This window comes from Cupriavidus sp. IK-TO18, from assembly GCF_015549295.1.
GTDB classification, from domain to species: Bacteria; Pseudomonadota; Gammaproteobacteria; order Burkholderiales; family Burkholderiaceae; genus Cupriavidus; species Cupriavidus oxalaticus_A.
The window spans coordinates 69,905-94,561 of record NZ_JADGMP010000001.1 but is presented as its reverse complement, the minus strand read 5'-3'; the positions used below and the strand labels follow the sequence as shown (position 1 = coordinate 94,561).

General features: G+C 69.1%; 23 protein-coding genes. 13 read left to right on the top strand and 10 right to left on the bottom strand.

Annotated features, from left to right (window positions below; translation table 11 throughout):
• The first annotated feature begins 57 nt into the window (after positions 1–57).
• The 3 genes from adh (at position 58) to IPF36_RS00425 (ending at position 3,132) form a co-directional block, all read left to right on the top strand.
• Positions 58–1,578 carry an aldehyde dehydrogenase gene (adh, locus tag IPF36_RS00435; RefSeq protein ID WP_195426955.1) on the top strand — a complete coding sequence of 507 codons (1,521 nt, stop codon included), beginning with the start codon at positions 58–60 and terminating at the stop codon, positions 1,576–1,578.
• A gap of 115 nt (positions 1,579–1,693) precedes the next feature.
• A complete protein-coding gene (adhP, locus tag IPF36_RS00430) occupies positions 1,694–2,722 on the top strand; it encodes an alcohol dehydrogenase AdhP (RefSeq protein ID WP_195426951.1) in 1,029 nt (342 codons plus the stop codon).
• A gap of 14 nt (positions 2,723–2,736) precedes the next feature.
• On the top strand, positions 2,737–3,132 hold the full coding sequence (locus IPF36_RS00425; protein ID WP_195426949.1) for a DUF779 domain-containing protein: 396 nt from the start codon (positions 2,737–2,739) through the stop codon (positions 3,130–3,132).
• Positions 3,133–3,138: 6 nt separating this feature from the next.
• Here the strand turns inward: IPF36_RS00425 and IPF36_RS00420 are convergent, their stop codons facing one another.
• On the bottom strand, positions 3,139–5,100 hold the full coding sequence (locus IPF36_RS00420; RefSeq protein ID WP_195426946.1) for a sigma-54-dependent Fis family transcriptional regulator: 1,962 nt from the start codon (positions 5,098–5,100) through the stop codon (positions 3,139–3,141).
• Between the two features lie 179 nt (positions 5,101–5,279).
• On the bottom strand, positions 5,280–5,522 hold the full coding sequence (locus IPF36_RS00415) for a hypothetical protein (protein WP_133095706.1): 243 nt from the start codon (positions 5,520–5,522) through the stop codon (positions 5,280–5,282).
• A 206-nt stretch (positions 5,523–5,728) separates the two neighbouring features.
• Between IPF36_RS00415 and IPF36_RS00410 the strand changes: the two genes are divergently transcribed.
• Genes IPF36_RS00410 through IPF36_RS00400 form a run of 3 tightly spaced genes read left to right on the top strand, consistent with a single transcriptional unit; the run spans position 5,729 to position 10,202 of the window.
• Complete coding sequence (locus IPF36_RS00410) at positions 5,729–6,691, top strand: alpha/beta hydrolase (protein WP_135703040.1); 963 nt, start codon at positions 5,729–5,731, stop codon at positions 6,689–6,691.
• Between the two features lie 55 nt (positions 6,692–6,746).
• Positions 6,747–8,903, top strand: coding sequence for a penicillin-binding protein 1A (locus IPF36_RS00405; protein WP_195426943.1), 2,157 nt, complete (start codon positions 6,747–6,749; stop codon positions 8,901–8,903).
• A gap of 45 nt (positions 8,904–8,948) precedes the next feature.
• Positions 8,949–10,202, top strand: a complete 1,254-nt coding sequence (locus IPF36_RS00400) for an arsenic transporter (RefSeq protein WP_133095709.1) — start codon at positions 8,949–8,951, stop codon at positions 10,200–10,202.
• A 44-nt stretch (positions 10,203–10,246) separates the two neighbouring features.
• Here IPF36_RS00400 and IPF36_RS00395 read toward each other — a convergent pair whose 3' ends face one another.
• Complete coding sequence (locus tag IPF36_RS00395) at positions 10,247–10,444, bottom strand: arsenite efflux pump ArsB (RefSeq protein ID WP_368671091.1); 198 nt, start codon at positions 10,442–10,444, stop codon at positions 10,247–10,249.
• Positions 10,445–10,767: 323 nt separating this feature from the next.
• On the opposite strand from IPF36_RS00395, the gene folE reads away from it, so the two are divergent.
• Together folE and IPF36_RS00385 are read left to right on the top strand one after the other, a co-directional pair.
• The gene (gene folE / locus IPF36_RS00390; RefSeq protein WP_133095710.1) at positions 10,768–11,517 is read left to right on the top strand and encodes a GTP cyclohydrolase I; all 750 of its coding nucleotides are present in this window, start codon (positions 10,768–10,770) and stop codon (positions 11,515–11,517) included.
• 56 nt (positions 11,518–11,573) lie between these two features.
• Positions 11,574–12,017, top strand: coding sequence for a BLUF domain-containing protein (locus IPF36_RS00385; RefSeq protein WP_133095711.1), 444 nt, complete (start codon positions 11,574–11,576; stop codon positions 12,015–12,017).
• Between the two features lie 57 nt (positions 12,018–12,074).
• On the opposite strand, the gene IPF36_RS00380 is transcribed toward IPF36_RS00385, so the two are convergent.
• Together IPF36_RS00380 and IPF36_RS00375 are read right to left on the bottom strand one after the other, a co-directional pair.
• Positions 12,075–12,326, bottom strand: a complete 252-nt coding sequence (locus IPF36_RS00380; RefSeq protein ID WP_135703042.1) for a hypothetical protein — start codon at positions 12,324–12,326, stop codon at positions 12,075–12,077.
• A 181-nt stretch (positions 12,327–12,507) separates the two neighbouring features.
• Positions 12,508–12,672: a zinc ribbon domain-containing protein gene (locus IPF36_RS00375; RefSeq protein WP_133096022.1), complete on the bottom strand. Its 165-nt coding sequence runs from the start codon at positions 12,670–12,672 to the stop codon at positions 12,508–12,510.
• Positions 12,673–13,140: 468 nt separating this feature from the next.
• Here IPF36_RS00375 and IPF36_RS00370 point away from each other — a divergent pair, with 468 nt between their 5' ends.
• The 3 genes from IPF36_RS00370 (at position 13,141) to IPF36_RS00360 (ending at position 18,798) form a co-directional block, all read left to right on the top strand.
• Positions 13,141–13,788 (top strand): response regulator transcription factor, encoded by a 648-nt coding sequence (locus IPF36_RS00370; protein WP_135703043.1) that lies wholly within the window; start codon positions 13,141–13,143, stop codon positions 13,786–13,788.
• Positions 13,789–13,814: 26 nt separating this feature from the next.
• Positions 13,815–17,258, top strand: coding sequence for an ATP-binding protein (locus IPF36_RS00365; protein WP_195426940.1), 3,444 nt, complete (start codon positions 13,815–13,817; stop codon positions 17,256–17,258).
• Between the two features lie 148 nt (positions 17,259–17,406).
• Positions 17,407–18,798: an MFS transporter gene (locus IPF36_RS00360; RefSeq protein WP_133096023.1), complete on the top strand. Its 1,392-nt coding sequence runs from the start codon at positions 17,407–17,409 to the stop codon at positions 18,796–18,798.
• A 23-nt stretch (positions 18,799–18,821) separates the two neighbouring features.
• Here IPF36_RS00360 and IPF36_RS00355 read toward each other — a convergent pair whose 3' ends face one another.
• From IPF36_RS00355 to IPF36_RS00345, 3 genes are all read right to left on the bottom strand, one after another.
• Positions 18,822–19,634 carry an SDR family oxidoreductase gene (locus IPF36_RS00355; protein ID WP_133095715.1) on the bottom strand — a complete coding sequence of 271 codons (813 nt, stop codon included), beginning with the start codon at positions 19,632–19,634 and terminating at the stop codon, positions 18,822–18,824.
• A gap of 45 nt (positions 19,635–19,679) precedes the next feature.
• Entirely contained in the window at positions 19,680–20,612 is a 933-nt protein-coding gene (locus IPF36_RS00350) for an IclR family transcriptional regulator (RefSeq protein ID WP_240745823.1), read from the bottom strand.
• 186 nt (positions 20,613–20,798) lie between these two features.
• Complete coding sequence (locus tag IPF36_RS00345; RefSeq protein WP_133095716.1) at positions 20,799–21,827, bottom strand: YeiH family protein; 1,029 nt, start codon at positions 21,825–21,827, stop codon at positions 20,799–20,801.
• Positions 21,828–22,286: 459 nt separating this feature from the next.
• On the opposite strand from IPF36_RS00345, the gene IPF36_RS00340 reads away from it, so the two are divergent.
• Together IPF36_RS00340 and IPF36_RS00335 are read left to right on the top strand one after the other, a co-directional pair.
• Complete coding sequence (locus tag IPF36_RS00340) at positions 22,287–22,964, top strand: hypothetical protein (protein WP_135703046.1); 678 nt, start codon at positions 22,287–22,289, stop codon at positions 22,962–22,964.
• Positions 22,965–22,981: 17 nt separating this feature from the next.
• Complete coding sequence (locus IPF36_RS00335; RefSeq protein ID WP_255519635.1) at positions 22,982–23,647, top strand: hypothetical protein; 666 nt, start codon at positions 22,982–22,984, stop codon at positions 23,645–23,647.
• Positions 23,648–23,707: 60 nt separating this feature from the next.
• Here IPF36_RS00335 and IPF36_RS00330 read toward each other — a convergent pair whose 3' ends face one another.
• Together IPF36_RS00330 and IPF36_RS00325 are read right to left on the bottom strand one after the other, a co-directional pair.
• Positions 23,708–24,244, bottom strand: a complete 537-nt coding sequence (locus IPF36_RS00330; RefSeq protein ID WP_195426937.1) for a GNAT family N-acetyltransferase — start codon at positions 24,242–24,244, stop codon at positions 23,708–23,710.
• 62 nt (positions 24,245–24,306) lie between these two features.
• A complete protein-coding gene (locus IPF36_RS00325) occupies positions 24,307–24,573 on the bottom strand; it encodes a hypothetical protein (protein WP_133095719.1) in 267 nt (88 codons plus the stop codon).
• Positions 24,574–24,657 lie beyond the last annotated feature (84 nt).

Genomic DNA, 24,657 nt, shown 5'->3' with positions numbered 1-24,657 from the left:
GTGCGCACGGTCCCACGCCGTGACGACACGACACAAATCCTTCGAACGGAGCGAGACATGAACATGGCGGAAATCGCCCAGCTGGGCGTCAGCAACCCCTACAAGCAGCAGTACGAGAACTACATCGGCGGCCAGTGGGTGCCGCCCGCCGGCGGCGAGTACTTCGAGTCGGTCACGCCGATCACCGGCAAGCCGTTCACGCGCGTGCCGCGCTCCAACCAGCAGGACGTCGATGCCGCGCTCGATGCCGCGCACGCCGCCAAGGCCGCATGGGGACGCACCTCCACCACCGAGCGCGCCAACATCCTGAACCGCATCGCCGACCGCATCGAGGCCAACCTGACGCTGCTGGCGGTGGCCGAGACCATCGACAACGGCAAGCCCGTGCGCGAGACCACCGCCGCCGACCTGCCGCTGGCGGTCGACCACTTCCGCTACTTTGCCGGCTGCATCCGCTCGCAGGAAGGCGGCATCTCCGAGATCGACGGCGACACTATCGCCTACCACTTCCATGAGCCGCTGGGCGTGGTCGGCCAGATCATCCCGTGGAACTTCCCGCTGCTGATGGCCACCTGGAAGCTGGCGCCGGCGCTGGCCGCCGGCAACTGCGTGGTGCTCAAGCCGGCCGAGCAGACGCCCGCGTCGATCCTGGTGCTGATGGAGGTGATCGGCGACCTGCTGCCGCCCGGCGTGGTCAACGTGATCAATGGCTTCGGGCTGGAGGCGGGCAAGCCGCTGGCATCGAGCCCGCGCATCAGCAAGGTGGCCTTCACCGGCGAAACCACCACCGGCCGGCTGATCATGCAATACGCGTCGCAGAACCTCATCCCGGTGACGCTGGAGCTGGGCGGCAAGTCGCCCAACATCTTCTTCGAAGACGTGCTGGCCGCCGACGACGCTTACTTCGACAAGGCGCTCGAAGGCTTTGCCATGTTCGCGCTGAACCAGGGCGAGGTCTGCACCTGCCCGTCGCGCGCGCTGATCCAGGAATCGATCTACGAGCGCTTCATGGAACGCGCGCTCAAGCGCGTGGCGGCGATCCGCCAGGGCCATCCGCTCGACCGGGGCACCATGATCGGTGCGCAGGCATCGGCGGAACAGCTCGAGAAGATCCTGTCGTACATCGACCTGGGCCGCAAGGAAGGCGCGCAGTGCCTGGCGGGCGGAGAGCGCAATGCGCTGGACGGCGACCTGGCGGGTGGCTACTACGTCAAGCCGACCGTGTTCGCGGGGCACAACAAGATGCGCATCTTCCAGGAAGAGATCTTCGGGCCGGTGGTGTCGGTCACTACCTTCAAGGATGAGGAAGAGGCGCTCGCCATCGCCAACGACACGCTCTACGGCCTCGGCGCCGGCGTGTGGACGCGTGACGGCGCGCGCGCATTCCGCATGGGCCGCGGCATCCAGGCGGGCCGCGTGTGGACCAACTGCTACCACGCTTATCCCGCGCATGCCGCATTCGGGGGATACAAGCAGTCCGGCATCGGCCGCGAGAACCATCGCATGATGCTTGACCACTACCAGCAGACCAAGAACCTGCTGGTCAGCTACAGCCCCAACGCACTCGGGTTTTTCTGACGACGCTCAAGGCATGGCGCAATGGCCGCCTATTGCGGCCCTGCCCGTGCCATGATCCGGTTGTGCCCCGCGGACGCGGGGCCATCCCGGACAAGGAGTCATTGAAGGAGTCGAGATGCCTGCAACCATGAAAGCTGCCGTGGTGCGCGAATTCGGCGCGCCGCTCACGATCGACGAAGTTCCTGTTCCCCAACCCGGCCCCGGCCAGATCCAGGTAAAGATCGAGGCCTCCGGTGTCTGCCATACCGACCTGCACGCCGCCGACGGCGACTGGCCGGTCAAACCCACCCTGCCCTTTATCCCCGGCCACGAAGGCGTCGGCTACGTTTCCGCCGTGGGCAGCGGCGTGACCCGCGTGAAAGAAGGCGACCGCGTCGGCGTGCCCTGGCTCTACAGCGCCTGCGGCTATTGCGAACACTGCCTGCAAGGCTGGGAAACGCTGTGCGAGAAGCAGCAGAACACCGGCTATTCCGTCAACGGCGGCTACGGCGAATATGTCGTCGCCAATCCCAACTACGTGGGCCTGCTGCCCGACAAGGTCGGCTTTGTAGAGATTGCGCCGATCCTGTGCGCGGGCGTGACGGTCTACAAGGGTCTGAAGGTGACCGATACGCGGCCGGGCCAGTGGGTGGTGATTTCCGGCATCGGCGGCCTCGGCAACGTGGCCGTGCAGTACGCGCGTGCCATGGGTCTGCGCGTGGCCGCGGTCGATATCGATGACGGCAAGCTCGCGCTGGCGCGCAAGCTCGGCGCAGAAGCCACCGTCAACGCACGCACCACCGATCCCGCCGCGTGGCTGCAGAAGGAAATCGGCGGCGCGCATGGCGTGCTGGTCACCGCGGTGTCGCCGATTGCATTTTCGCAGGCGATCGGCATGGTGCGCCGCGGCGGCACCATCGCGCTCAACGGGCTGCCGCCGGGCGAGTTCGGCACGCCGATCTTCGACGTGGTGCTCAAGGGCATCACCATCCGCGGCTCGATCGTCGGCACGCGCAGCGACCTGCAGGAATCGCTGGACTTTGCCGCGCATGGCGACGTGAAGGCGACGGTGTCCACCGCGAAGCTCGACGACATCAACAATGTGTTCGGGCGCCTGCGCGACGGCAAGATCGAAGGCCGGGTCGTGCTGGACTTCAACGCCTGACGAGGAGTGGGGTCATGCCGGCTTCCGCATCTGCCGTCCCGTCCGTCGCCCGCGTGGTGGCAACGCCCGCCGCGCTGGCGCTGATCGCGCAGCTGGCCGCGCGGCATGGCCCGCTGATGTTCCACCAGTCCGGCGGCTGCTGCGACGGCAGCGCGCCGATGCGCTACCCCGACGGCGAGCTGCTGGTCGGCCCGGCCGATGTCCGGCTGGGCGAGATCGGCGGCGCGCCGTTCTACATGACGCGCGCGCAGTTCGAGTACTGGCAGCACACGCGGCTGGTGATCGACGTGGTGCCGGGCGCGGGCGGGATGTTTTCGCTGGAGGGGCGGACGGGTCAGCGGTTCCTGACGCGGTCGGAGTTGTTCAGCGATGAAGAGGCGGCGTGGCTGGCGGCGCAGCCGGCTCCGTGATGCGTCTCAGGTATCGCCCAGGTCTTTCAAGCGCCTGTAGATCGTGTTGCGCGACACACCCAGTTCGCGCGCAGCGTGGCTGACATTGCCCTTGTGCCGTGCCAGCGCCTCGCGGATGACCCCGACCTCCCAGCCACGCAAGTCGCGACCATGGCTTTCACGTGAGGCAGGTGCTGCCGCGGCGGTCGCGGACGGCGCCCCTTCCACCGGCCCGCCGCACTCCTGCTCAAACCCCTCCGGCAGGTGCTCGCACCCGATCTCCGCCTCGCCCTCGGCCAGTATCGCCGCCGTGCGCAACACATTGGCGAGCTGCCGGATATTCCCCGGCCACGGATGGCTGCGCAGCAACGCCAGCACCTGCGCGCTGACCTGGACCGGTGATCCGGGCCCGGCCTCTTCCCGCTGCCGTTGCAGGATCCGCTCCACCAGCACCGGCAGGTCGCTGCGCTCGCACAGCGCCGGCAGCGTCACCACCAGTGCATTGATGCGGTAATACAGGTCTTCGCGGAAGGTGCCGTCGGCGATCATGGCGCGCAGGTCGCGGTGGGTGGCGCAGACCACGCGCACATCGACCGGCACCGCGTGCGACGCGCCCAGCGGCGTCACCGCGCGCTCCTGCAGCACGCGCATCAGCCGCACCTGCTGCGCCAGCGGCATGTCGCCGATTTCATCGAGGAACAGCGTGCCGCCATGCGCCTGCGCCAGCTTGCCGGCGCAGCCGCGGCGGCGCGCGCCGGTGAAGGCGCCTTCTTCATAGCCGAACAGCTCGGCTTCGATCAGCGTTTCGGGGATGGCCGCGCAATTGACGGCGACAAAGGGACCCCTGGCGCGCGGCGAAGCGGCGTGGATGGCGCGTGCGAGCCACTCCTTGCCCGCGCCGGTGCGGCCCTGGACCAGGATCGGGATATCGCGGCCGCTGACCTTGCGCACGCGGCGCAATACGGCCGCCACGGCGGCGTCGCCGGTGTCGAGCGCGGCCAGCGCGGGCGGCAGCGGCTCGTCCGGCAGCGGCTGGCGCACGCTGACCGGCACGGCGCGGTATTCGATGCGCGCGAACACCTGCACGCGGCTGGGCAGCGTCAGCACGTGCAGCGTTCCGGCCGCGCGCGCCTGCATCGCCATGCGCACCGGCTGGCCGAACAGCTCGGCAAAGCCTGACAGCGCCAGCGCGTGCGGCGCCAGCCCGAGCTGGAACAGCCCGCTGCGGTTGGCGGCCAGGAAGGCGCCGTCGGGCGTGAATGCCGCCATGCCCTCGAACAGCGTGCCGACGAATTCCGGCCGCGCATGGAAGCGCACCAGCACGGCTTCGGGGAAATGGTTGGCGAACAGGTGGTTCTCGATCATCTGCGCCGACATCCGCACCAGCGCCATGGTGTGGCGATGGAAGCCGCGGTGGTCGCCGCTGACGTCGAGCGCGCCCAGGATCTCGCCGGTGGGGCCGGCAATCGGCGCGCACGAGCAGGTGAGCTGGTGGTTGGCCTGCAGGAAGTGCTCGCCGGCGTGGACGATGGTGGGGCGCGCCTCGGCCAGCGCGGTGCCGATGGCGTTGGTGCCCTTGCTGGGTTCTGACCATGACACGCCCGGCGCCAGCGCCACGCGGCGGGCGCGTGCGACGAAATCGCCGTCGCCCAGGCTGTGCAGGATCACGCCGCTGCTGTCGGTCAGCAGCACCATGCTGTCGGTGTTGGCGATCTGCGCGTGCAGGGTTTCCATCACCGGCAGCGCGTGGCGGTACAGGTCGCGGCTGGCGTCGACCAGCTCTCCCAGGGCGCGTGCGGCAAGGGCCTCGTAGCCCGGCGCGTGGCCGGCATCGAGCCCGAAGCCGGCCGAGCGCGCATGCGCGCGCGCGATCAGCGCGGCGCGATCGGTATCATCCGGATTTGCGCCTGCTTCGGCGCCGTGGCGCTGGACGCCGGAAAGCGCTAGGTCTGCGGCGGGATCTGCAGCGGGATGGGCGGCACGGTGCATGACGGCGGGTCTCCAGTGGCGGCTGGCGGCTCGCGTGGCGGCCGCTGCCTTGCCGTCCCCTTGCACACATCGTGCAGGCCGCGCAGGCGGACGCTGCGGCAGGCCGGGCGGCTGTTGTCCGGCAACCTTATCACAGCGGACTGGCCGTGTACGGGATCCGCGCCGCCCAGGGCGCCGGGTCAGCGTTTTTCGTCGAGCAGGTCGTTCAGGATCTCGTCGAACGCCGCCTGGGCGTCTTCCAGCGCCTGCAGCGCCGCATCGAAGGTCTGCAGCGCGAGCTTGGATGGCTTGCCGCTGCCTTGCGGCGGATAGTGACCCTGCAGCGCGGTGAATGCCACCTGTACCTGGCGCGTGGCCGCGACCACGCGCTCCATGGCCTGCGCCTCTTCGGCGCGGAACTGCTCGTCTTTCTGCTCGCTCATGTGGTTTGCTCCCTGGGCGCGCCGTCGGCCGGGATGCCGGTGGGGGTGGGCGCGCGTGTGCGTGTATGAGGCATATCGTACAAGAACTGCGCGGCCCGGCTTGCGCCGCGCGGCCGCGCCTGTCAAAAATGAGGTAGGCTGCGCAGCTTGGGCGGCATGGCCGGCGCCCCCCGGCGCCACGCCCGCCGCGCACCTGAAGACTTGCCATGCGATTCAAGACCCGCCACGCGCTGGCCGCCGCGCTGATGACTGCCAGCGGCTTCGCCTGCTACTGGACCTACCTGACGCTGAACCAGGACCGCCTGCTGTTCGACGCGCGCCGGCGTCCGCCGCGCGACCTGCCGGACGGCATCATCGGGTATTCGCACAGGATTCCCGGCGGGGTGGTGCGTGGCTACATCTACCAGGCGCCCGGCGACAGCGTGGGCGACCTGCTGTTCTACCTGCCCGGACGCGGCGAGGATGTGCTGGAAACGCTGCAATTCGCACGCTGGCTGCCGGCAGGCATGGCCTTCGCCACCTATGACTACCGCGGGCTGGGCCATTCCGACGGCCGTCCGTCCGAGGCAGGGGCCGTCGCCGATGCCAGCCAGTTCCTGCTGCATGTCCGGCGCGTGTTTCCCGACACCCGCGTGCACGTGGTCGGGCGCAGCCTCGGCACCGGCGTCGCGATCCAGCTGGCCGACCTGCAGGAATTCGAGAGCCTGCAGCTGATCACGCCCTACGACTCAATGCTGGAACTGGTGCGCAAGCGCTTCCCGCTGGTGCCGCTGCGGCAGCTGATGCGCCACCATTTCGATTCGATCTTGCACTGCAAAAAGGTCGTGCAGAGCACCAAGGTGCTGCTGGCGGAGTCGGACGAGGTCGTGCCGCATGCCTGCTCGGAGCGGCTGATGGCAGCATGGCCCGGGCCGGTCGCGCTGCAGACCATGCCCGGCACGGACCACTTCACCATCATCGAACAGCAGCAGACCTGGCTGTCGCTGTTCGAGTTCGCGCGCCAGCACAGCGAGGCCCGGCTGCGCATGGCCGAAGCCGCGCCGGCGCAGCCGGAACCGGACAACGCCGCCGCTACCGCGCCGGCGCTCCATGCCGTGCCGGACGCCATCGCCCCGCCCGCCGAGCGGGACGACGACGGCAGCCCGCTGCCGCTGGCAGCCACCCGATGACCGCCCCGCCGGTTCGGCGACCCGGAGCAGGTAGCGGAGCAGGTAGAATGCGCGCATGAAAAAAATCGCAGTCAAGGCAGGCGGCGCCATACTGGCGCTGGCTGCGGCCGCCAGCCTGCTCGCCGGCTTTGCCGCGGTGCTGAGCCTGCGGCAGCTTCCACCGGTCGACGCCCTGCGCGACTATCGCCCCGATGTCCCGCTGCGGATCTACACCAGCGACAACGTGCAGATCGGCGAATTCGGCAGCGAGCACCGCGAATTCATCCCCTTCGAGCAGATTCCCCCGCGCATGGTCCAGGCCCTGCTGGCGGCCGAGGACGACCAGTTCTACCAGCACGAGGGCGTCGACATCCCCGGGCTGTTCCGCGCCGCGCTGGCCAACCTCGGCCAGGGCTACGCACAGGGCGCGTCGACCATCACCATGCAGGTCGCGCGCAATTTCTACCTGTCGCGCGAGAAGACGCTGGCGCGCAAGTGGTATGAAATGCTGCTGGCATGGCGCATCGACCAGTCGCTGCCCAAGGACCGCATCCTCGAGCTGTACATGAACCAGGTCTACCTGGGCGAGCATGCCTATGGCTTCGGCAGCGCGGCGCATGCGTATTTCGGCAAGCCGCTGGCGGCGCTGTCGCTGGCCGAGAGCGCGATGCTGGCGGGGCTGCCCAAGGCGCCGTCGACCATGAACCCGGTGGCCAACCTGCCGCGCGCCAAGCGCCGCCAGGAATACGTGCTGGGCCGCATGCTGGCGCTGGGCATGATCAGCCAGGACGACTACCGCGCGGCCCGCGCCGAGCGCCTGGCCATCTCCGGCGAAACGCCGGGCAGCTTCGCCGGCCATGCCGAATACGTGGCCGAACTGGCGCGCCAGCTGGCGCGCGAGCGCTTTGGCGACGAGGCCTACACGCGCGGACTGAACGTCTACACCACGGTGTCGTCGGTGCGGCAGACGCTGGCCCACGATGCCGTGAGCGGCGGACTGCAGCGCTATGCGCGCCGCCACCGCAAGGCCGTGCCTGAGCTGGCGCAGGGGCCGCAGGCGGCGCTGGTGTCGCTCGACGCCAGTACCGGCGCGATCGAGGCGATGGTGGGTGGCGCGGACTTCGGGACCAGCCGCTTCAACCACGCCACGCAGGCGCTGCGGCAGCCGGGCTCGACCTTCAAGCCCTTCGTTTATGCCGCCGCGCTGGAACGCGGCGTGTCGCCGGGCACGGTCATCAACGATACGCCGCTGGCCAATTCGTCGCGCTGGCAGCCGACCAACGACGACGGCCGCTTTGTCGGCCCCGTCACCGTGCGCCAGGCGCTGGCCGAATCGCGCAACCTGCCGGCAATCCGCACGCTGCAGGCGATCGGCATCCCCTATGCGGTGGAGTTCGCCAGCCGCTTCGGCTTCTCGCCCAGGCGGCTGCCGCGCTACCTGCCGCTGGCGCTGGGCACCGGCACCACCTCGCCGCTGCGCCTGGCCGCGGCCTACGGCGTGTTCGCCAACGGCGGCCATCGCGTGGAGCCCTACCTGATCGAGCGCATCACCGACAGCGAGGGCAACGTGCTGTTTGAAGCAAGCCACACCAGCGCCAATGGCGCCGCGGCGCCGACGCGCGTGATCAGCGCGCGCAATGCCTTCGTAATGGACAGCCTGCTGCGCAGCGTGGTCGACGAAGGCACCGGCGCGGGCGTGCGCCGCTACCTGCGCCGCGACGACGTGGCCGGCAAGACCGGCACCACCAACGAAGCCATGGACGGCTGGTTCGCCGGCTACGCCGGCGGCGTGGTCACGGTGGCGTGGATGGGCTACGACGACAACCGCAGCCTGGGCGAGCATGAGTTCGGCGCCACCACGGCGCTGCCGGTGTGGGCAGCGTACATGGAAGGGCGGCTGGCCGGCGTCCCCGAGGCGCAGCCGGATGCCCCGGCCGGCCTGGTGCGCGCGAACAACGACTGGGTGTATGCGGAATATGCGGACGGCAGCCGTGGCATCGCCTCGCTCGGCTTCCCGCTGCCGCCGGCGGATGCGCCGGTGACGCCGGCAGCCGATCCGGTCGTGGCGCCGGTGGCAAGCAACGCCGCCAGCCCGGCCACCCCGGCCACCCCGGCCACCCCCGCCACATCCCCGGCGCCGCCGGCCGCGGGCACGCAGCTTCCCGCCACCGCCATGCCGGCGCCCGCCGCCGTGGCCGCGCCCGGCGTTTCCATCAGCCGGGACGGCCTGTAAACTCCTCGCTTTCCCGCCGCCTCACCCCACTTCGAGCCCATCCCGATGTCCAGCCACAGCCCGCTGCTGATCTGGTCGGTCGCCGCGCTGACCACCGCCGGCGTCCTGTTCCGCCCCTTCCGCCTGCCCGAGGCATTCTGGGCCGCCGCCGGCGCCCTGCTGCTGTGCGCCACCGGACTGCTGGCGCTGCCCGACGCATTCGCCGCGGTCATGCGTGGCTACGACGTCTACCTGTTCCTGGCCGGCATGATGCTGATCTCCGAACTGGCCCGCAAGACCGGCCTGTTCGACCACGTCGCCGCGCTGGCGGTGCGCCAGGCGCGCGGCTCGGCGCTGCGGCTGTTCCTGCTGGTGTATGGCTTCGGCACGCTGGTTACGGCATTCATGTCGAACGATGCCACCGCGGTGGTGCTCACGCCCGCGGTGCTGGCCGCCACGCGTGCGGCGCGCGTGCGCCATCCGCTGCCCTACCTGTACGCGTGCGCGTTCATCGCCAACGCGGCCAGCTTCGTGCTGCCGATCTCGAATCCTGCCAACCTGGTGATCTTCGGCGAGCGCATGCCGCCGCTGGCGGGATGGCTGGCGAGCTTCGCGCTGCCGTCGCTGGCCGCGATACTGGCGACGCTGGCCGCGCTGTGGTGGACCCAGCGCCATGCGCTGGCCGAGCCGATCGGCAGCGACGTCCCGGTGCCGCCGCTGTCGCTGCAGGCCTGGCTGACCGCGCTGGGCATCGTGCTGACCGGCATCACGCTGCTGGTGGCGTCGCTGCGCGGCAGTGAGCTGGGCTGGCCCACCTGCGCCGCGGGCGTGGCCACGCTGCTGCTGGTCTGCGCCACCCGGCGCGATCTGCTGCTGCCGGCGCTGGGCGAAGTCTCGTGGAGCGTGCTGCCGATGGTGGCCGGCCTGTTCGTGCTGGTGGCCGCGCTGGAACAGACGTCGGTGATCGGCTACCTGGCCGATGCGGTCGCGGCCGCCTCGCGCGATGGCGGTGCGCTGGCGCTGCTGGCGGTGGGCGGGCTGGTGACGCTGGCGGGCAATATCGCCAACAACCTGCCGGCGGGGCTGATCGCGGCGTCGGCGCTGTCCGCGGGCGATGCGTCGCACGCGGTCACCGGCGCGGTGCTGATCGGCATCGACCTGGGCCCGAACCTGTCGGTGACCGGCTCGCTGGCCACGCTGCTGTGGCTCACCGCGCTGCGCCGCGAGGGGCATATGGTCAGCGCCGGCCAGTTCCTGCGCCTGGGCGCGATCGTCATGCCGGCCGCGATGGTCCCGGCGCTGGCGCTGCTGCTCTGGTAGGTGTTGCGGGGCGCCTGAACGGGTCCGGCACGCTGCCGCGCGCCTCAGCCGGTGGTGGCACGCCCGCCGGTCGGCACGCGTGCGCCCACGGCGATCGGCCGCCGCAAGCCGGGCTTGCCCGCACGGGCCGCGCTGGCGTGATGCTCCGCCACACCCGTTTCCACCGGCGTTGCCGGCAGCGGTACCGTCACGACATGGATCAGCATCAGGCTGCTGCACGGAAAGGCGATCGGCAAGGTCACGTTGTTCCCGACAAAAAGTAAGGCCGCAACTTGCGGTACGCCCGCCATCGAGGTGGCGGGCGGCTCATGTTTGCGGACATTATGTGCGTTTGTCGGCGTCGCGCGGGACGACGTTGAGCGTTGTCACGAACTATTCACGGAGGCACGCGGGAGTGTGCGCTATGCGGCGCGTCCGGCAGTGGGCAACGGTCCTCGGGACGCGCGGCAGCGTAGGTTGTCGGGCCACCGCATCTGCCATATAGTGAATCCGGCACACCCGCCGGCGCCCATGCCGGAACACTCCGGGACCACTCCGGAATCCATCCGCAACCACCACGCTACCCATGAACAGCAAGGACGCGGCACGCCGCGCGCATGATCTCCACCCGGCCGACGCGGCGGCCGGCGACCCGGCCTCCTCCGTCTCGGAGCGGATCCGCGCGCGCCTGCTGGCGGCGCAGGAACGCTACCACGCCAACGACAATATCGCCCGCTATATCGAGCCGGGCGAGCTGGAGCAGCTGCAGGCCGAGGTCCAGTCCCGCATCGAAGGCGTGCTGCGCGCACTGGTAATCGACGTCGACAACGACCACAACACGCAGGAAACCGCGCGGCGCGTGGCCAAGATGTACCTGAAGGAAATCTTCGCCGGCCGCTACGCGAAGCCCCCGGCAGTGACCGAGTTTCCCAACGTCGGCCAGCTCAACGAGCTGATGATCGTGGGCCCGCTGCGCGTGCGCAGTGCCTGCTCGCACCACTTGTGCCCGATCCTCGGCAAGCTGTGGATCGGGGTCATGCCCAACCAGCATTCCAACCTGATCGGCCTGTCCAAGTACGCGCGGCTGGCGGAGTGGATCATGTGCCGGCCGCAGATCCAGGAAGAAGCCGTGGCGCAGGTGGCCGACCTGCTGCAGGAAAAGATGAATCCCGACGGCCTTGCCATCGTGATGGAGGCCGAGCACTTCTGCATGCACTGGCGCGGCGTGCGCGACACCGACGCCAAGATGACCAACAGCGTGATGCGCGGCTCCTTCCTGAAGGACGACAGCCTGCGGCGCGAATTCCTCACGCTGCTGAACAACAACCGCGGCTAGGTGCCCCGTCTCCGCACCAGCCTCCGCCCCTTCCCCATTACGGAACCGCCACGACCATGCTAGTCCGCCTGATCTATGCCAGCCGTGCCCGCCAGGCCATCGACACGGCCCTGCTCGATGCGATCCTGGCCACCAGCCTGGAACGCAACCCGCGCCACGGCATCACCGGCGTGCTGTGCCACGGCAACGGCATCTTCCTGCAGGCGCTCGAAGGCGACCGGCAGGAGGTCTCGCAGCTGTTCCAGTCGATCACGCGCGATCCGCGCCACCAGGACGTGACGCTGCTGCATTTCGAGGAGACCTGCACGCGCGACTTTGCCGGCTGGGCCATGGGGCAGGTCAACGCGGCGCGCATCAACACCGCGACGCTGCTGAAGTTCTCGGCACACGCCGAACTCGATCCGTTCCGGACCAGCGGCGCGGCCTCGCTGGCACTGCTCAAGGAACTGATTGCCGGCGCCTCGGTAGTGTCGCGCCTGGGCGAGCGCGGCCGGCACTGAGCCGCGCTGCCAGCGGTGTCTTGCGCCCCTCGGCGCTCTTCTCCCGGCGCTCCCGCGCTACGCCGCCACGCGCCCGAACAGGCCGCATTCGAGATCGCTCTCGAATTCCTCGACCCAGGCCGAACCCGGCCCGGCCTCATAGACGCTGACCGCGTCCGTGCCCAGCCGCTTCACGCTGACGCGGCGTCCCTCGCCGCCGCCCTCGTCCGTGATCTGGAACGCCTCGGTTGCAATCCCGACATGCATGCAAACCTGCGTTACCTGTTGCTGCTCGTCGGCGGGAAACTGGGAAAACGGTCTCGTGGCCATGGCATCCTCCGTCAAGGTTGAGATCGCCGCTTGCGCGCAGCGCGAACGCGCGTGGCGGTGCATGCGCCACGCATAAAAAACCACTCGGCATCCCGCCGGCTTTGTCCGGCGGCATGCACGCCAGCGCCCCGCTGCGGCCTCGCGGCGGAGCGCAAATCTCCTGGGACGTTGCTGTTACGGCTCAGCTCTTGCGCTGGGTCACTGCCACGAACGGGGCCGGCGCGTGCTGGACGGACTGGCTGCCGCATTTCGGGCAATTCGGATGGGCAGAGACATGTTCCGCGAGATGCTCGGTTTTCTCGAACACATGACCGCACTTCTCGCAGCGGTATTGATAGACGGGCATGGCAAATTCCCCCACGCGGCACGCGCCGCAAGCGCCACCCGGCGCGAGCCGGGCCTGCGCGGCATGATGGCCGCGGGCGCGTGTCAGGTTCATTCTAGGACAGCGTGCGCGGGCCAACGTGAAAGTTCGATGGCTGCTGCTGCCGGCGCGCCGGCATATGTCGCCGGCAATCCACTTCCTCGGTAAGGACACTGCTGCGCCATGCGTTGATGTCCCGCAAATGCCATTGCGCGCGATCCGCGGAAAAATCGCGCAGCCTTCGCGCAGTTCGCCGTCAATGCATGTGGGGTTCAGGCCGTACCCTTGTATTCCACCTGCCCGTCCGTACGACCGCAGTGACCGCGAACTAGCCGAATTGCGATTCAGGGGCGCCGGGAACATAGCCAGAATGCGGATTTTGGGTGACGCCGCGGCGCCTGCAGGGGCCCCGGCCAGGCAAGCGCCAAGAACCCGGAGGACTAGAAAACGATGTACGACCGAATCATCCGTGTCGCCCTGGCGGACGACCATCCGCTGGTCATGGTCGCGCTGCAGGACTGCCTGCAGCGCACGCCCAACTTCCAGGTCACCAGCAACTGCGGCAACGGCACGGAACTGCTGGCCGCGCTCGACCGCGAGCCCGCCGACATTGCCATCACCGACTTCTGCATGGGCCGGGGCGATGCCTCGTCGGACGGCTTCAACCTGCTGAACCGGCTCGCGCGCCGCCATCCGCTGACCCGCATCGTAGTGGTCAGTGCCCAGGCCAATGCCGCCATCATCCGCCGCGCCATGAAGCTGGGCGCGCGCGCCTACGTCAGCAAGGAAGACCCGATCGATGAAGTGGTGCGGGCCTGCCTCCAGGTTGTCGCCTGCGATGGTCGCTACCACTCGCCTGCGGCGCAGGCCATCCTTGACAGCGCCGCGCTCGCCGCGGCGCCGGCGACCGAACTGACGCTGCGCGAACTGGAGGTGGTCAGGCTTTATGCGCAGGGGATCCAGCTCGCGGACATCGCCGGCAAGCTCGGGCGCTCGGTCAGCACCATTTCCAGCCAGAAGACTGTTGCCATGCGCAAGCTCGGGGTGCAGACCAACACCGGCCTGATCCGCTACGCGTATGAAAACGGCCTTATCTGAACCCCTGGCAACGTAGACCCGCGCCGATGCAGCCATCCCTGGAACGCACGCGCGAATCGCTGGCCAGCGCCTTTGACGCCCTGGCCGAGCAATCCCGCCGGCAGCAGCAGCGCTATGCGGCCACCATCGCTGTACTGGTCGCCATGGTGGTGTTCTCGGGCCTGCTGCTGGCCGGGCTGGCTGCCGCCAGGCACCTCGACTACCGGCGCGGCCACGCGGCGCAATACGTCGCGTCGCTGACGCAGCTGCTGCAGAACGAGTCCTCGTTCCTGCGCCGCAGCGTGCTGACGCTGCGCTACCAGCGCGATACGCCAGCCCCGGATCCGGTCCGCGATCCCGCGTTCGAGTCGTTTCTGCGCACCGGCGCGGCCAGCGTCCATGTCGAGGCGGTGCACAAGGACTACCACCTGCTCGCTGCCGAGGCCACGCGCCAGGCCTGGGGAGCCAGGCTGCCTTCGGAGTTCGCCCGCCTGCGCCAGCTGGCCATGGCGACCATGGCCACACAGCAGGCGTTCAACCTCGACCACGACGCCTTCGCGGTGTCGCTGGACGAGGACAGTGCCGTCGTCATCCGCCAGCCGGAATCCGGGGCGCGCGCACCGATGGCGCTCGACCCCACCCTGATCCCGCTGCTGCGCACGCGCCTGAACGAAGCCTTGCTGGACCGCACTGGCCATGCCGTCCCGGCCCCCGACCGGCAGGTGTGGCTGGGGCCGCTGCGGCATCCGGTCGACGACAGCGCGATCATGGCGCTGGCCAGCGCCGCCTACGCGGGCGATATCCCCACCACGCTGGTCGCTGCCTGCATCCCGGCCCAGGGATTTCTCGCGGCACTGCAACGGCCATCCGACCCGGCGCTGCTGGTGCTGCTCAACGAATCCGACGACATTATCGACATCTCGCCGCGCGACGGCATGATCCCCGCGGAGACCTTGCACAGCCTGACCGGGCGCGCTCGCGACCGGCCACAGGATTCGCTGCAATACACCGGCTCGGGCGTGCTGCTGGTGCAACCGCTGCAGGCCGGCCTTGGCCGGCTGGTCTATTTCCTGCCGTACCGGTTGCTGGCGGACGCATTGGCCCCCGAGCTGGCCGGCATTGTCGCCGCCATCCTGGTGCTGGTGGGCGGCATTGTCCTCACCGCGCGCTACTGGAGCCGGAACCTGCTGCGGCGCATGCATGCCGATGCGTCGCGCGCGCTGGAAAGCGAGCTGATGAACCACATTCTCGTCAGTGCCACGCCGGTTGGCCTGTGCATCGTGCGGCGGCGCGACTACGCCGTGCTGATGTCAAACCAGCAGGCCGATACCTTGCTGCAGCGGCAACCGTGCGGGCCCATGCCGCAGCCGCTGGTGGAGGCCTTCGGCAGGCAGCCGCGCGATGGCGGCAAGAGGCCGGACGCGATCGCCAGCTTCACGGTCGCAACGCCAGCGATGGCACCGTCCGCCGATGCCGGGCGCTTCCTGCAGGTCACCTATGCGCCTGCACGCTACCGCGACGACGACGTGCTGTTCTGCGCAGTGCACGACTGCACCGCGCAACAGGCGCTGCAGGACCAGTTGCGCTCGGCGCAGCAGGCAACCGAGTCGATGATGCGCGCGCGCTCGACCTTCTTCGCCGCCATGAGCCACGAGATCCGCACGCCGCTCAATGCGCTGCTGGGCAACCTGGAACTGCTTGCGCGCAGCCCCGGGCTGGAGCCGCATGCGCCCAGGCTGAAGGTCCTCGACACGGCGGCCGAAGCGCTGCGGCGCATCGTCAACGACGTGCTGGATTTTTCCAAGATCGATGCCGGCAAGCTCGAACTGGTCGAGGAACCGTTCCGTCCCGTCGACGCGCTGGAGAGCGTGGCGCTGGCCTATGCGCCGATGACGGCCGGGCGCCCGCTGCACTTGAGCCTGCACCTGTCGCCGTCGCTCGACGTGGACATCACCGGCGACCGTACACGCCTGGTGCAGGTGATCAACAACCTCCTCAGCAATGCCTTCAAGTTCACCACCAGCGGCCGCATCGCCCTCAGCGGCGAGCTGGTGGCGAATGAACACGGCGTGCCGCAACTGGTCTGCCGCGTCAGCGATTCGGGCATCGGCATGCCGCCCGCGCTGATGGAGCGGGCATTCCAGCCGTTCGTGCAGGGCGATGGCGCCGGTGCCAGCCGCTACGGCGGCACCGGCCTCGGGCTGTCGATCTGCGCGCGCCTGTGCGAACTGATGGGCGGCAGCATCGCGGTGGCCAGCGTGCCTGACGTGGGCAGCGCCTTCACGGTGACCATCCCGGCCCGCGGCGTGCAGGCGGTACCGGCGGCGGCCGGGGCTGCAGCGCGGCGCGGAAACGGGCGCGGAAACGGGCCCGGACACGGGCGCGGCCACGTCATGGTGCTGTGCCAGGACGCGCGCACCGCCGCAAGCCTGGACGCGTGGCTGCAGTCTGCCGGCTGGCACACCAGCGTGCTGGCGTCCGTCGAGGCAGCCCGGGAATATCAGGCCTTCACGCCGGTCCGGGCCATCGTGGCCAGCGACGATTTCACGCTGGCATCACTGGACGCGCTGCGCGAAACGGTGCCCGCCACCGTGGCGTGGGTCACGCCGGACGGCCCCCATCGGCCGCAACAGCGGGCGCCCGGCATCCTGGAAGTCACCGCGTTCAGCCACCGCGCGCTGCTGGCGTGCGTAGCCGAGGCTTGCGAGAACGCTGCCGCGGGCGTGGCATTGCATGCCGGCGAAGGCGGCAACGCGGCCGGGGCAGCAACGCCTTCCGCTGACGCGGCCGCAACCGTGCCGACCATCCTGGTGGCAGAAGACAATGCGCTGAACCAGGCCCTGATCGCCGAACAGCTGCAGGCGCTCGGCTGCCAGCCGATCGTCGTAAGCCACGGCAGGCAGGCGCTGGCCGTGCTGGAGACCACGCCGGTCGACGCCGTGCTGACCGACATCCGGATGCCCGGCATGGATGGCTATGAACTGCTCGAAGCGGTACGCGCCCGGCATGCCGGCGTGCCGGTGCTGGCGTTCAGCGCGTTCGCGCGCAGCGAGTGGTTGGCCGACTGGCGCCAGCGCGGGTTCGCCGGCTATGTGTCCAAGCCGGCGTCGCTGCAGGACCTGCAGGCATGCCTGCGCAACCTGCCCGGTCGCGGCCGGGCACAAGCCGCCCCACCCGCCGGCGCCGGCACGGATCCCGCCGCCGCCGACCGCGAGCGCTATGAAGCCATGCTGCGCTCCCAGCTGCGGCAGGACCTGCCCGAGCTGGAACGCATCATCGCGCAGTGCGAGCTGCCTGCGCTGCGTTGCTGGACGCACTCCGTGGCCGGCGCCTTCATGATCGTGCGGCGTAACTCGATCGTGCGCGAGTGCCGGGCACTGGAAGCGCTGTGCGCCGCGGCCGGAGGCTGGACACCCGCGATCGCCGCGGCGGCGGCGGCGCTGCGCGAAAGGCTGCGCGGCTATATGCAGGACACCGCCGTGGCAGCCTGAGCGTTGCGCGCGGGACGCCTACCACAATTCGCGGATTTGCGAGGACCGCGACGCCGGACGATAATGGGCGAGGCCGCGCCAGCGGCCAGCCATCCGGGTCTTCATGCGGTTTTTCCGCGGCCCGGCATTGTCTCCAATGTCTTTCCCGATGCAGCCAGAACAAGGCCTCCCCCAGCCGCAACGCACCTGGGCGATCCTCACCGTTTTCTTTGGCCTGATCATGGCCGTGCTCGATGGCTCGATCGCTAACATCGCCCTGCCCTCCATCTCGCGCGAACTGCACGCGGAGCCGTCGAGCACCATCTGGGTCGTCAACGCGTACCAGCTCACGGTGACCGTGTGCCTGCTGCCGCTGTCGTCGCTGGGCGACATCCTCGGCTACAAGCGTGTGTACCGTGCCGGGCTCGCAACCTTCCTGGTCGGCTCGCTGCTGTGCGCGCTCTCGGTCAACCTGCCGATGCTGGTGGCGGCGCGCGTGCTGCAGGGCATCGGCGGCGCCGGCATCATGAGCGTCAATACCGCGCTGGTGCGCTTTATCTACCCGCCCACGAAGCTGGGCCGCGGCATCGGGCTGAACGCGCTGGTGGTGGGCGTGACCATTGCGGTGGCGCCTTCGCTGGGGGCGATCATCCTGGCGGTAGCCAGCTGGCAGTGGCTGTTCGCGGTGAACGTGCCGGTGGCCATCCTGGCGCTGGTGCTGAGCCGGCGCGCGCTGCCGGCAACGCCGCCGCAGCCGCGCGAGTTCGACTATCCCAGCGCGCTGCTGTCGGCACTGGTGTTCGGGCTGTTTATCCTGGGCGTGGACGGGCTCGGCCATGCAGCCTGGCGCGCGGCCGGCGTCGCGGGGCTTGCCGCGGCGATCGTGCTGGGATGGCTGCTGGTGCGGCGCCAGCGCGGCCGCGCCGCGCCGCTGGTGCCGGTGGACCTGTTTGCCAGCCGGGCCTTCGCGCTGGCGGTGGGCACCTCGTTCTGCTCGTTCATGACGCAGATGCTGTCCTTCGTGGCGCTGCCCTTCTACCTCGAATACCAGCTTGGCCGCTCGCTGCAGGAGACCGGGCTGCTGATCACGCCGTGGCCGACGATGGTGGCGGTGATGGCGGCGCTGTCGGGGCGGCTGTCGGACCGCTACCCGGCCAGCATCCTCGCCGGCCTCGGGCTGGCCATGCTGGCCGGCGGGCTGGTAGGGCTGGCAACGCTGGGAGCGGATGCAAGCAGCCTCGACATAGCGTGGCGCATGGCGCTGTGCGGTATGGGCTTCGGCTTCTTCCAGTCACCTAACAACCGCGCCATGATCGGCGCCACGCCGCCGGCACGCAGCGGCGGCGCCAGCGGCGCGCAGGCGACCACGCGGCTGCTGGGCCAGACCACCGGCACGGCGCTGGTGGCACTGCTGTTCAGCCTGGCGCCGGACGGCGCCGCGCGCATCGCGCTGTATGTGGCGGCGGCGGTCGCAACCGTCGGCGCCCTCATCAGCCTGAGCCGGCTGCGCGATCCCAGCGGCGAAGGCAATGCGCAGGCGGCGGCGGAGCCGGACGCCTGAAGCGGGCCGCCGGGCCCGCGCGCTTACACCGCGATGCCGCCGAACTCCTGCATCACCTTGTCATGCAGGCGCCGCATGCCGCGCAGCCAGCGGTCGTAGTCCTGGCCCTTGCGGCGGTAGTACTCCAGCACTTCCGGGTGCGGCAGGATCAGGAAGCGCTCGTGGGCCACGCCTTCCAGGGTCGCCGCGGCCACGTGCTCGGCGGTAACCGAGCCCTCCTGCAGGAAGCCCTTGCGCTCACCGTTCTCGCCGAACAGCATATTGGTCTGCACGCCCTGCGGGCAGATGCAGCTGACCTTGATGCCGCGGTCGCCATAGGTGATCGACAGCCATTCGGCAAACCCGATCGCCGCGTGCTTGGTCACCGCGTAGGGGGCTGAGCCGATCTGCGACAGCAGCCCTGCCGCCGATACCGTATTGACGAAATAGCCGTCGCCGCGCTCGAGCATCTGCGGCAGCACCGCGCGCGCCGCGTGGATATGCGCCATCACGTTGATTTCCCAGATGCGCTGCCATTCGTCGGCACCCGCGTCGAGGCCCTTGCGCAGGATGATGCCGGCGTTGGAGCAGAACACATCGACCTGTCCGAAGCGGCGCGTGGCCTCGTCGGCCAGTGCCTGCACCGCGGCGGCATCGGCAACGTCCACCGCTTGCGCGAACACCTGGCACGACGGCACTGCCTGCTGGACTTCGCCGGCGACCTTGGCGGCGCCGGCCTCGTTCAGGTCGGCCACGGCCACGCCACGTGCACCGGCCTGGGCAAACGCCAGCGCCAGCGCGCGGCCAATGCCGGTGGCCGCGCCGGTCACCACTACGGTCTTGTTACGTATGTCCATGCGCTATCTCCTCATCGATCCTTGTTGATATGGTCTGCCACCGCGTCATTCGTTGGCGGCTCGCTGGCCGGCGGGACATGCGCCCGCCTCGGGCCCATCCGCTGGCAGGCGCATCGAAGCGCGCGCGCCGCCGGGCTGCCACAGGCGCGCCTGCAACGTCTCGGCCAGGTCGCGGATGCGCGGGCCGAGATTGCCTTCCAGGATCTCCGGCGACAGCCGCGCCGCGGAGCCGCCGATATTCATCGCCAGCACTTCGCTGCTGCCCGCGAGCCGCAGCGGCGCCGCGGCGCCGCTGACGGTGCGGTCCCATTCCGCGTGCGCCACGCAGAAGCCGCGGCGGGCGTAGTCGTGCAGCGCGCGCTCGATGCCGCTGCGCATGGCAGCCCAGCGCGCGCCGTAGTGGCGCGCCAGCTCGGCCAGTGCCGCTTCGCGCTGGCCGGGGTCGAGCCCTGCCAGCCAGGCGCGCCCGATCGCCGAGGTGGCCATCGGCAGGCGCGCACCCGGCGCCAGCCGGATCACCAGCGCGCCGCGCGGCTGGCAGCTTTCCAGGTAGACCATGGCGTGCCGGTCCGGCATCGCCAGCGCCACGGTGCAGTCGGTGGCAAAGGACAGCGACTGCATCAGCGGCTGCGCGATCTCGCGGATGCCCGCGCCCGCGATGTAGCGATGGCCGAGCACCATCGCGCCCTGCCCCAGCCGGTATTTCTCCGTGCCCTCGATATAGGTCAGGTAGCCGAGCGTGGCGAGCGTGTAAGTCAGCCGCGACACGGTCGGCCGCGGGATGCCGGTGCGGCGCGACAATTCGGCATTGCCGAGGTAATCGTCCTGCGGCCCGAAGGCCCGCAGCAGTTCCATGCCGCGCGCCAGCGCCGTGACGAAATTGCGGTCCTCGCAACCGGAGTTCGCCTGCGCGTCGACCGGCGCAAGCGCGTGGGCGGCATCGGGCGGCGGAGTCGGGATGGTGGTGGAGCGCTTCATCGGGCAGGCGGCTACGGCGTGCGGCAACGGCAAAGGACTCTTGATAGCAGTTCCCGGCCGAAGCTGGCATCGGTATGTAGCGAAATCATGTGCGCGAGAGACGGCGTTCATGGGCACGAATCCGCACGTTCGCGCGACCATTGCCGTTGACCGCGGGAGCAAAAGCCTGCCGAGCCGCCGGACAAACTAGGACCGCGCCAACACCAGCATGCCGTAGAACAGCATGGCCAGGAACAGCGTTTCCAGGACCATCAGCGCCACGGGCTTCCACCCTACGGACAGAATGTCCTTGAGGTGAGTCTTCATGCCGATTGCGACCATGGCCATGACCAGGCACCACTGCGACGCGAACTGCCCCGCCTTAACCAGTCCCGCAGGCAGCCAGCCGGTGCTGTTGATCGCCACCAGTACCGCAAACGCCACGGCAAACCACGGCAGCAGCGGCGGACGCGGCCCCTTTCCGGCTTCTCCCTGCGCCCGCTGATGCCGCTGCGACAACCACGCGGCCAGCGCGATCACCGGCAGCAGCATGGCCACCCGCATCAGCTTGACCAGCGTGGCCGCATCGCCGGCTTCGTGCGAGATGCTGTAACCGGCCCCAACCACCTGGGCCACGTCATGGATGGTCCCGCCGATAAAGGCTCCGGCCTGCAGGGAAGGCAAGGCCAGCAGTTGCGCGATCATCGGATACACCACCATCGCCATCGTCGACAGCGCGCTGACGGAGATCACCGTGAACAGCGTCGCGCGCTCCTTTAGCGGATGCTGGGGCATGGCCGCCGACAGGGCCAACGCCGCGGAAGCCCCGCAGATTGCCACGGCGCCGCCGGTGAGCAAGCCGAAGAAGGTCTGGAATCCCATCAACCGGGCCAGCACGATGCCGCACAGTATGGTCAGCGCCACCGCCAGTATGACCATGGCAACCGAGTGCCAACCCAGTGCCGCCACCTGCGACGCCGTGATGCGCAACCCCAGCAAGGCCACGCCCAGCCGAAGCACCTGCTTGGCGCTGAAGTCGATGCCTGCGGCGCTGGAGGATTCCCGGGACAGGAAGTTCAGCGCCATGCCTAACAGCAGGGCGAACAGCATTACCGGCGCCTGGTAATGCGCGGCGAGCGACATGGCTGCCACGGTTACCACCGCGCTGATGACCATGCCGGGCAGGTAGCCGCGGAAGGTGCCCAGCCAGCCCGGATTCAGAAATCTTTCGGACATGAATGTCTCTCCGATGTCCGCCATCGTTGCAAACCGGAAAACGCACGCGGACACACTCTGCAATTTCCCATCCGGCAAGCATGGTGCAGCGAACCGGTTTCCGCCATGCAAAGGATGCCAGCGGCTTTGCATTACATGCCACCGTTACTGGTGAGCGTTCCCTGCAGCACCTCGCTTCGGGCTGATGGCGGCGCAGATGCCGAAGGTACCGCAGGCTGCCGCCATACCTCCGGGTGTAATTTCCGCACCATGCGCCGCTATCGTCGGTGTGGATCTTTGCCTACAGTAGATGCGGCGGCAGTTGGCGAGTGCCGGCGGCGCCGCCTTCGCCGTCAGGTCGCGCCCCCGGGATGCCTGCCCGCCCGGGAGCCGCAGGCTCGATGCTGTCGCACCCGGCACGGGGGGCGGGGGCTTCGTCGCAGACCTTCGCCGCGGGCAGTTGCAGCCGGGTGCAAGCCAGTGTTGACTACTTCCCTCGACCCCCACGCCGCCGAAGTGCGGCCGCGCCTGCTCGATACCGTCGACCGCGTATGCGAGATGTGCTTCGGCCTGTTCATGGCCCTGACCTTCGTTGGCGCGGTGTCGGCCGTCGGCGCGCCGGCGGATGCCCCACGCACGATGTTCTTCACTGCGCTGGGCTGCAACCTGGCCTGGGGGCTGGCCGATGCCGTGATGTACCTGGTGCGCACGCTGACCGAGCGCGGGCGCAGGCTGTCGCTGGTCAAGGCGGTTCGCAATGCCGGCGACCCGGGCGACGCCATCGCGCGCCTGCGTGATGCGCTTTCGCCCGCCTTGCGCACGCTGGTCGACGATGCCGAGCTGGAAGCGATGCGGGGCCGCATCGCCCGCACCGTCGATCTGCCCGCGCGCCCGGCGTTGGGCACACAGGATCTGCTGGCAGCTGCCGGGATCTTCCTGCTGGTCGTGCTTGCCACCTTCCCGGTGGCCCTGCCGTTTATCGTGTTTGCGGACGTCTCCACGGCGCTGCTGGTATCGCGCGTGCTGACCATCCTGATGCTGTTCGGGGCCGGCATCGCGCTTGGGCGCTATGCCGGCTTCGGCGGATGGATAGCGGGTGCGGCGATGACGCTGGTCGGCGTTGCACTGACCGTGGCCATCATCGCGCTTGGAGGCTGACCATGGAGGCCGGGGGTATGGCTGCACCACCCGCAACACGACCCGCAACACGACTGGCCGCACGCTGGCTGGTGCTGGCCGCGGCAACCGCGCCGCTGCCCTTGCATGCCGCCGAAGACAGCGTCGCGCCCGCGACCGCGGAGGCGCCGGCGTGGAGCGGCGGAGTCTCGGCTTACCTCAATCTGCCGCGCGGCAGCGAAGCCTATGTCACGGGCATCGCCATCGCCAAGCGCGGCGCCTTGCACCTGGAGGCGCGCAGCAACTACGAAGGCATGGATGCGTACTCGTTCTTCGTCGGCTACAACCTTGGCTGGGGTGACGCCTTGCGGCTGGATTTCACGCCGATCCTGGGTGTGGTCACCGGCAGCACGCACAGCGTCGTGGGCGGGTTCGAGGCCACGCTGACCGGCCGCTATGCCGATGCCTATATCGAGTTCGAGTACGTGCCGGACGCCGAGCCGTCCGGGTACGCCTATGCATGGAGCGAGCTAGCCTGGCGCCCTCGGGACTGGCTGCGGCTGGGCCTGGCGGCCCAGCGCACGCGTGTGCCTGACAATGGCCGCAATTTGCAGCGCGGCGTGTTTGCGCAAGTGAAGGGCAAGCACGTCTCCGGGGCGGTCTACTGGTTCAACCCCGCCGCGCACGACCAGATCGCCGTGGTCTCGATCGGGCTGAGCTTCTGACGCTGGCGAGCGCAGCACGTACGTTTGAGTACGGTTTGATCCGGATGCGTGCGCTTGGACTTACAGCGCAAGCGTCACCACGCGCAGCGTGGCATCGTCCGGACAGGCCACGTCGGCAAAGCCAAATTGCCTGGCCAGTCGCCGCATGCCGGTATTCGACGACAAGACATAGCCTTCCATGCTCCGATAGCCGCGGCTCCGGGCAATGTCGATCAGGGTGCCCAGCAGCCGGCTGGCCAGCCCAAGCCTGTGCCAGTCATCGGCGACCGTTACCGCGAACTCGCAGGTATTGCTGCCCGGTGCCGCAGCGTAGCGCGCGCCACCCACGATGGACGACGCCTTGCCTTCCGTGGCAAGCGCCACCAGCGCAAACTCGCGCTCGACCGAGGGGTGCGTCGCATGTTCGAGCATCGCTTCCGGCAGCTGCTGCATGGCAGCCATGAATCTGGCGTAGCGCGCATCGGCCGACAGCCTGTTGAATGCCGCCAGCAGCCCGACCTTGTCGTCTTCGGTTATCTCCCGCACAAGCACTTGCCGTCCATCGCGCAGCGGCACGTTGAAGGGCACGAAGCTTGTCGCTGCAGGCTTGTCTTGCATGGCAACGTTGTGGGTGGAAAAGAAAGCGGGTTCGCTGGACGGCAGCTCCGAATTGCCATGCATCAATACTTGATGTCCCTGGCTGTCTCGCGGCCTTGCTGCTTTGTCTGCCGCTTGTCCTGCCGGCAACCGGCATTGCTTTGCTGGTCCGCGGCACGACAGTCTTGCTTGGTCTGCCTGGAGTCCTGACGTGTTTCCTGGCGAACGTCACGACCGGCACGGCGCTGTTGCGCTTGCTCGGTCGCCCATGCAACGCTGGCAAACGCAACATTGGCAAGGACCAGCGATGCCGCCAGGGAAGCCAGCCGCAGCGGGTAGGAATGGAACATGGCGCCTCCTTGATGGATCGGCCTTGTGTCGTCAATCCACTTTAGTTTCCGCAGGAGAGCTTGGCTAGCTGGCGCGGTCTGGCA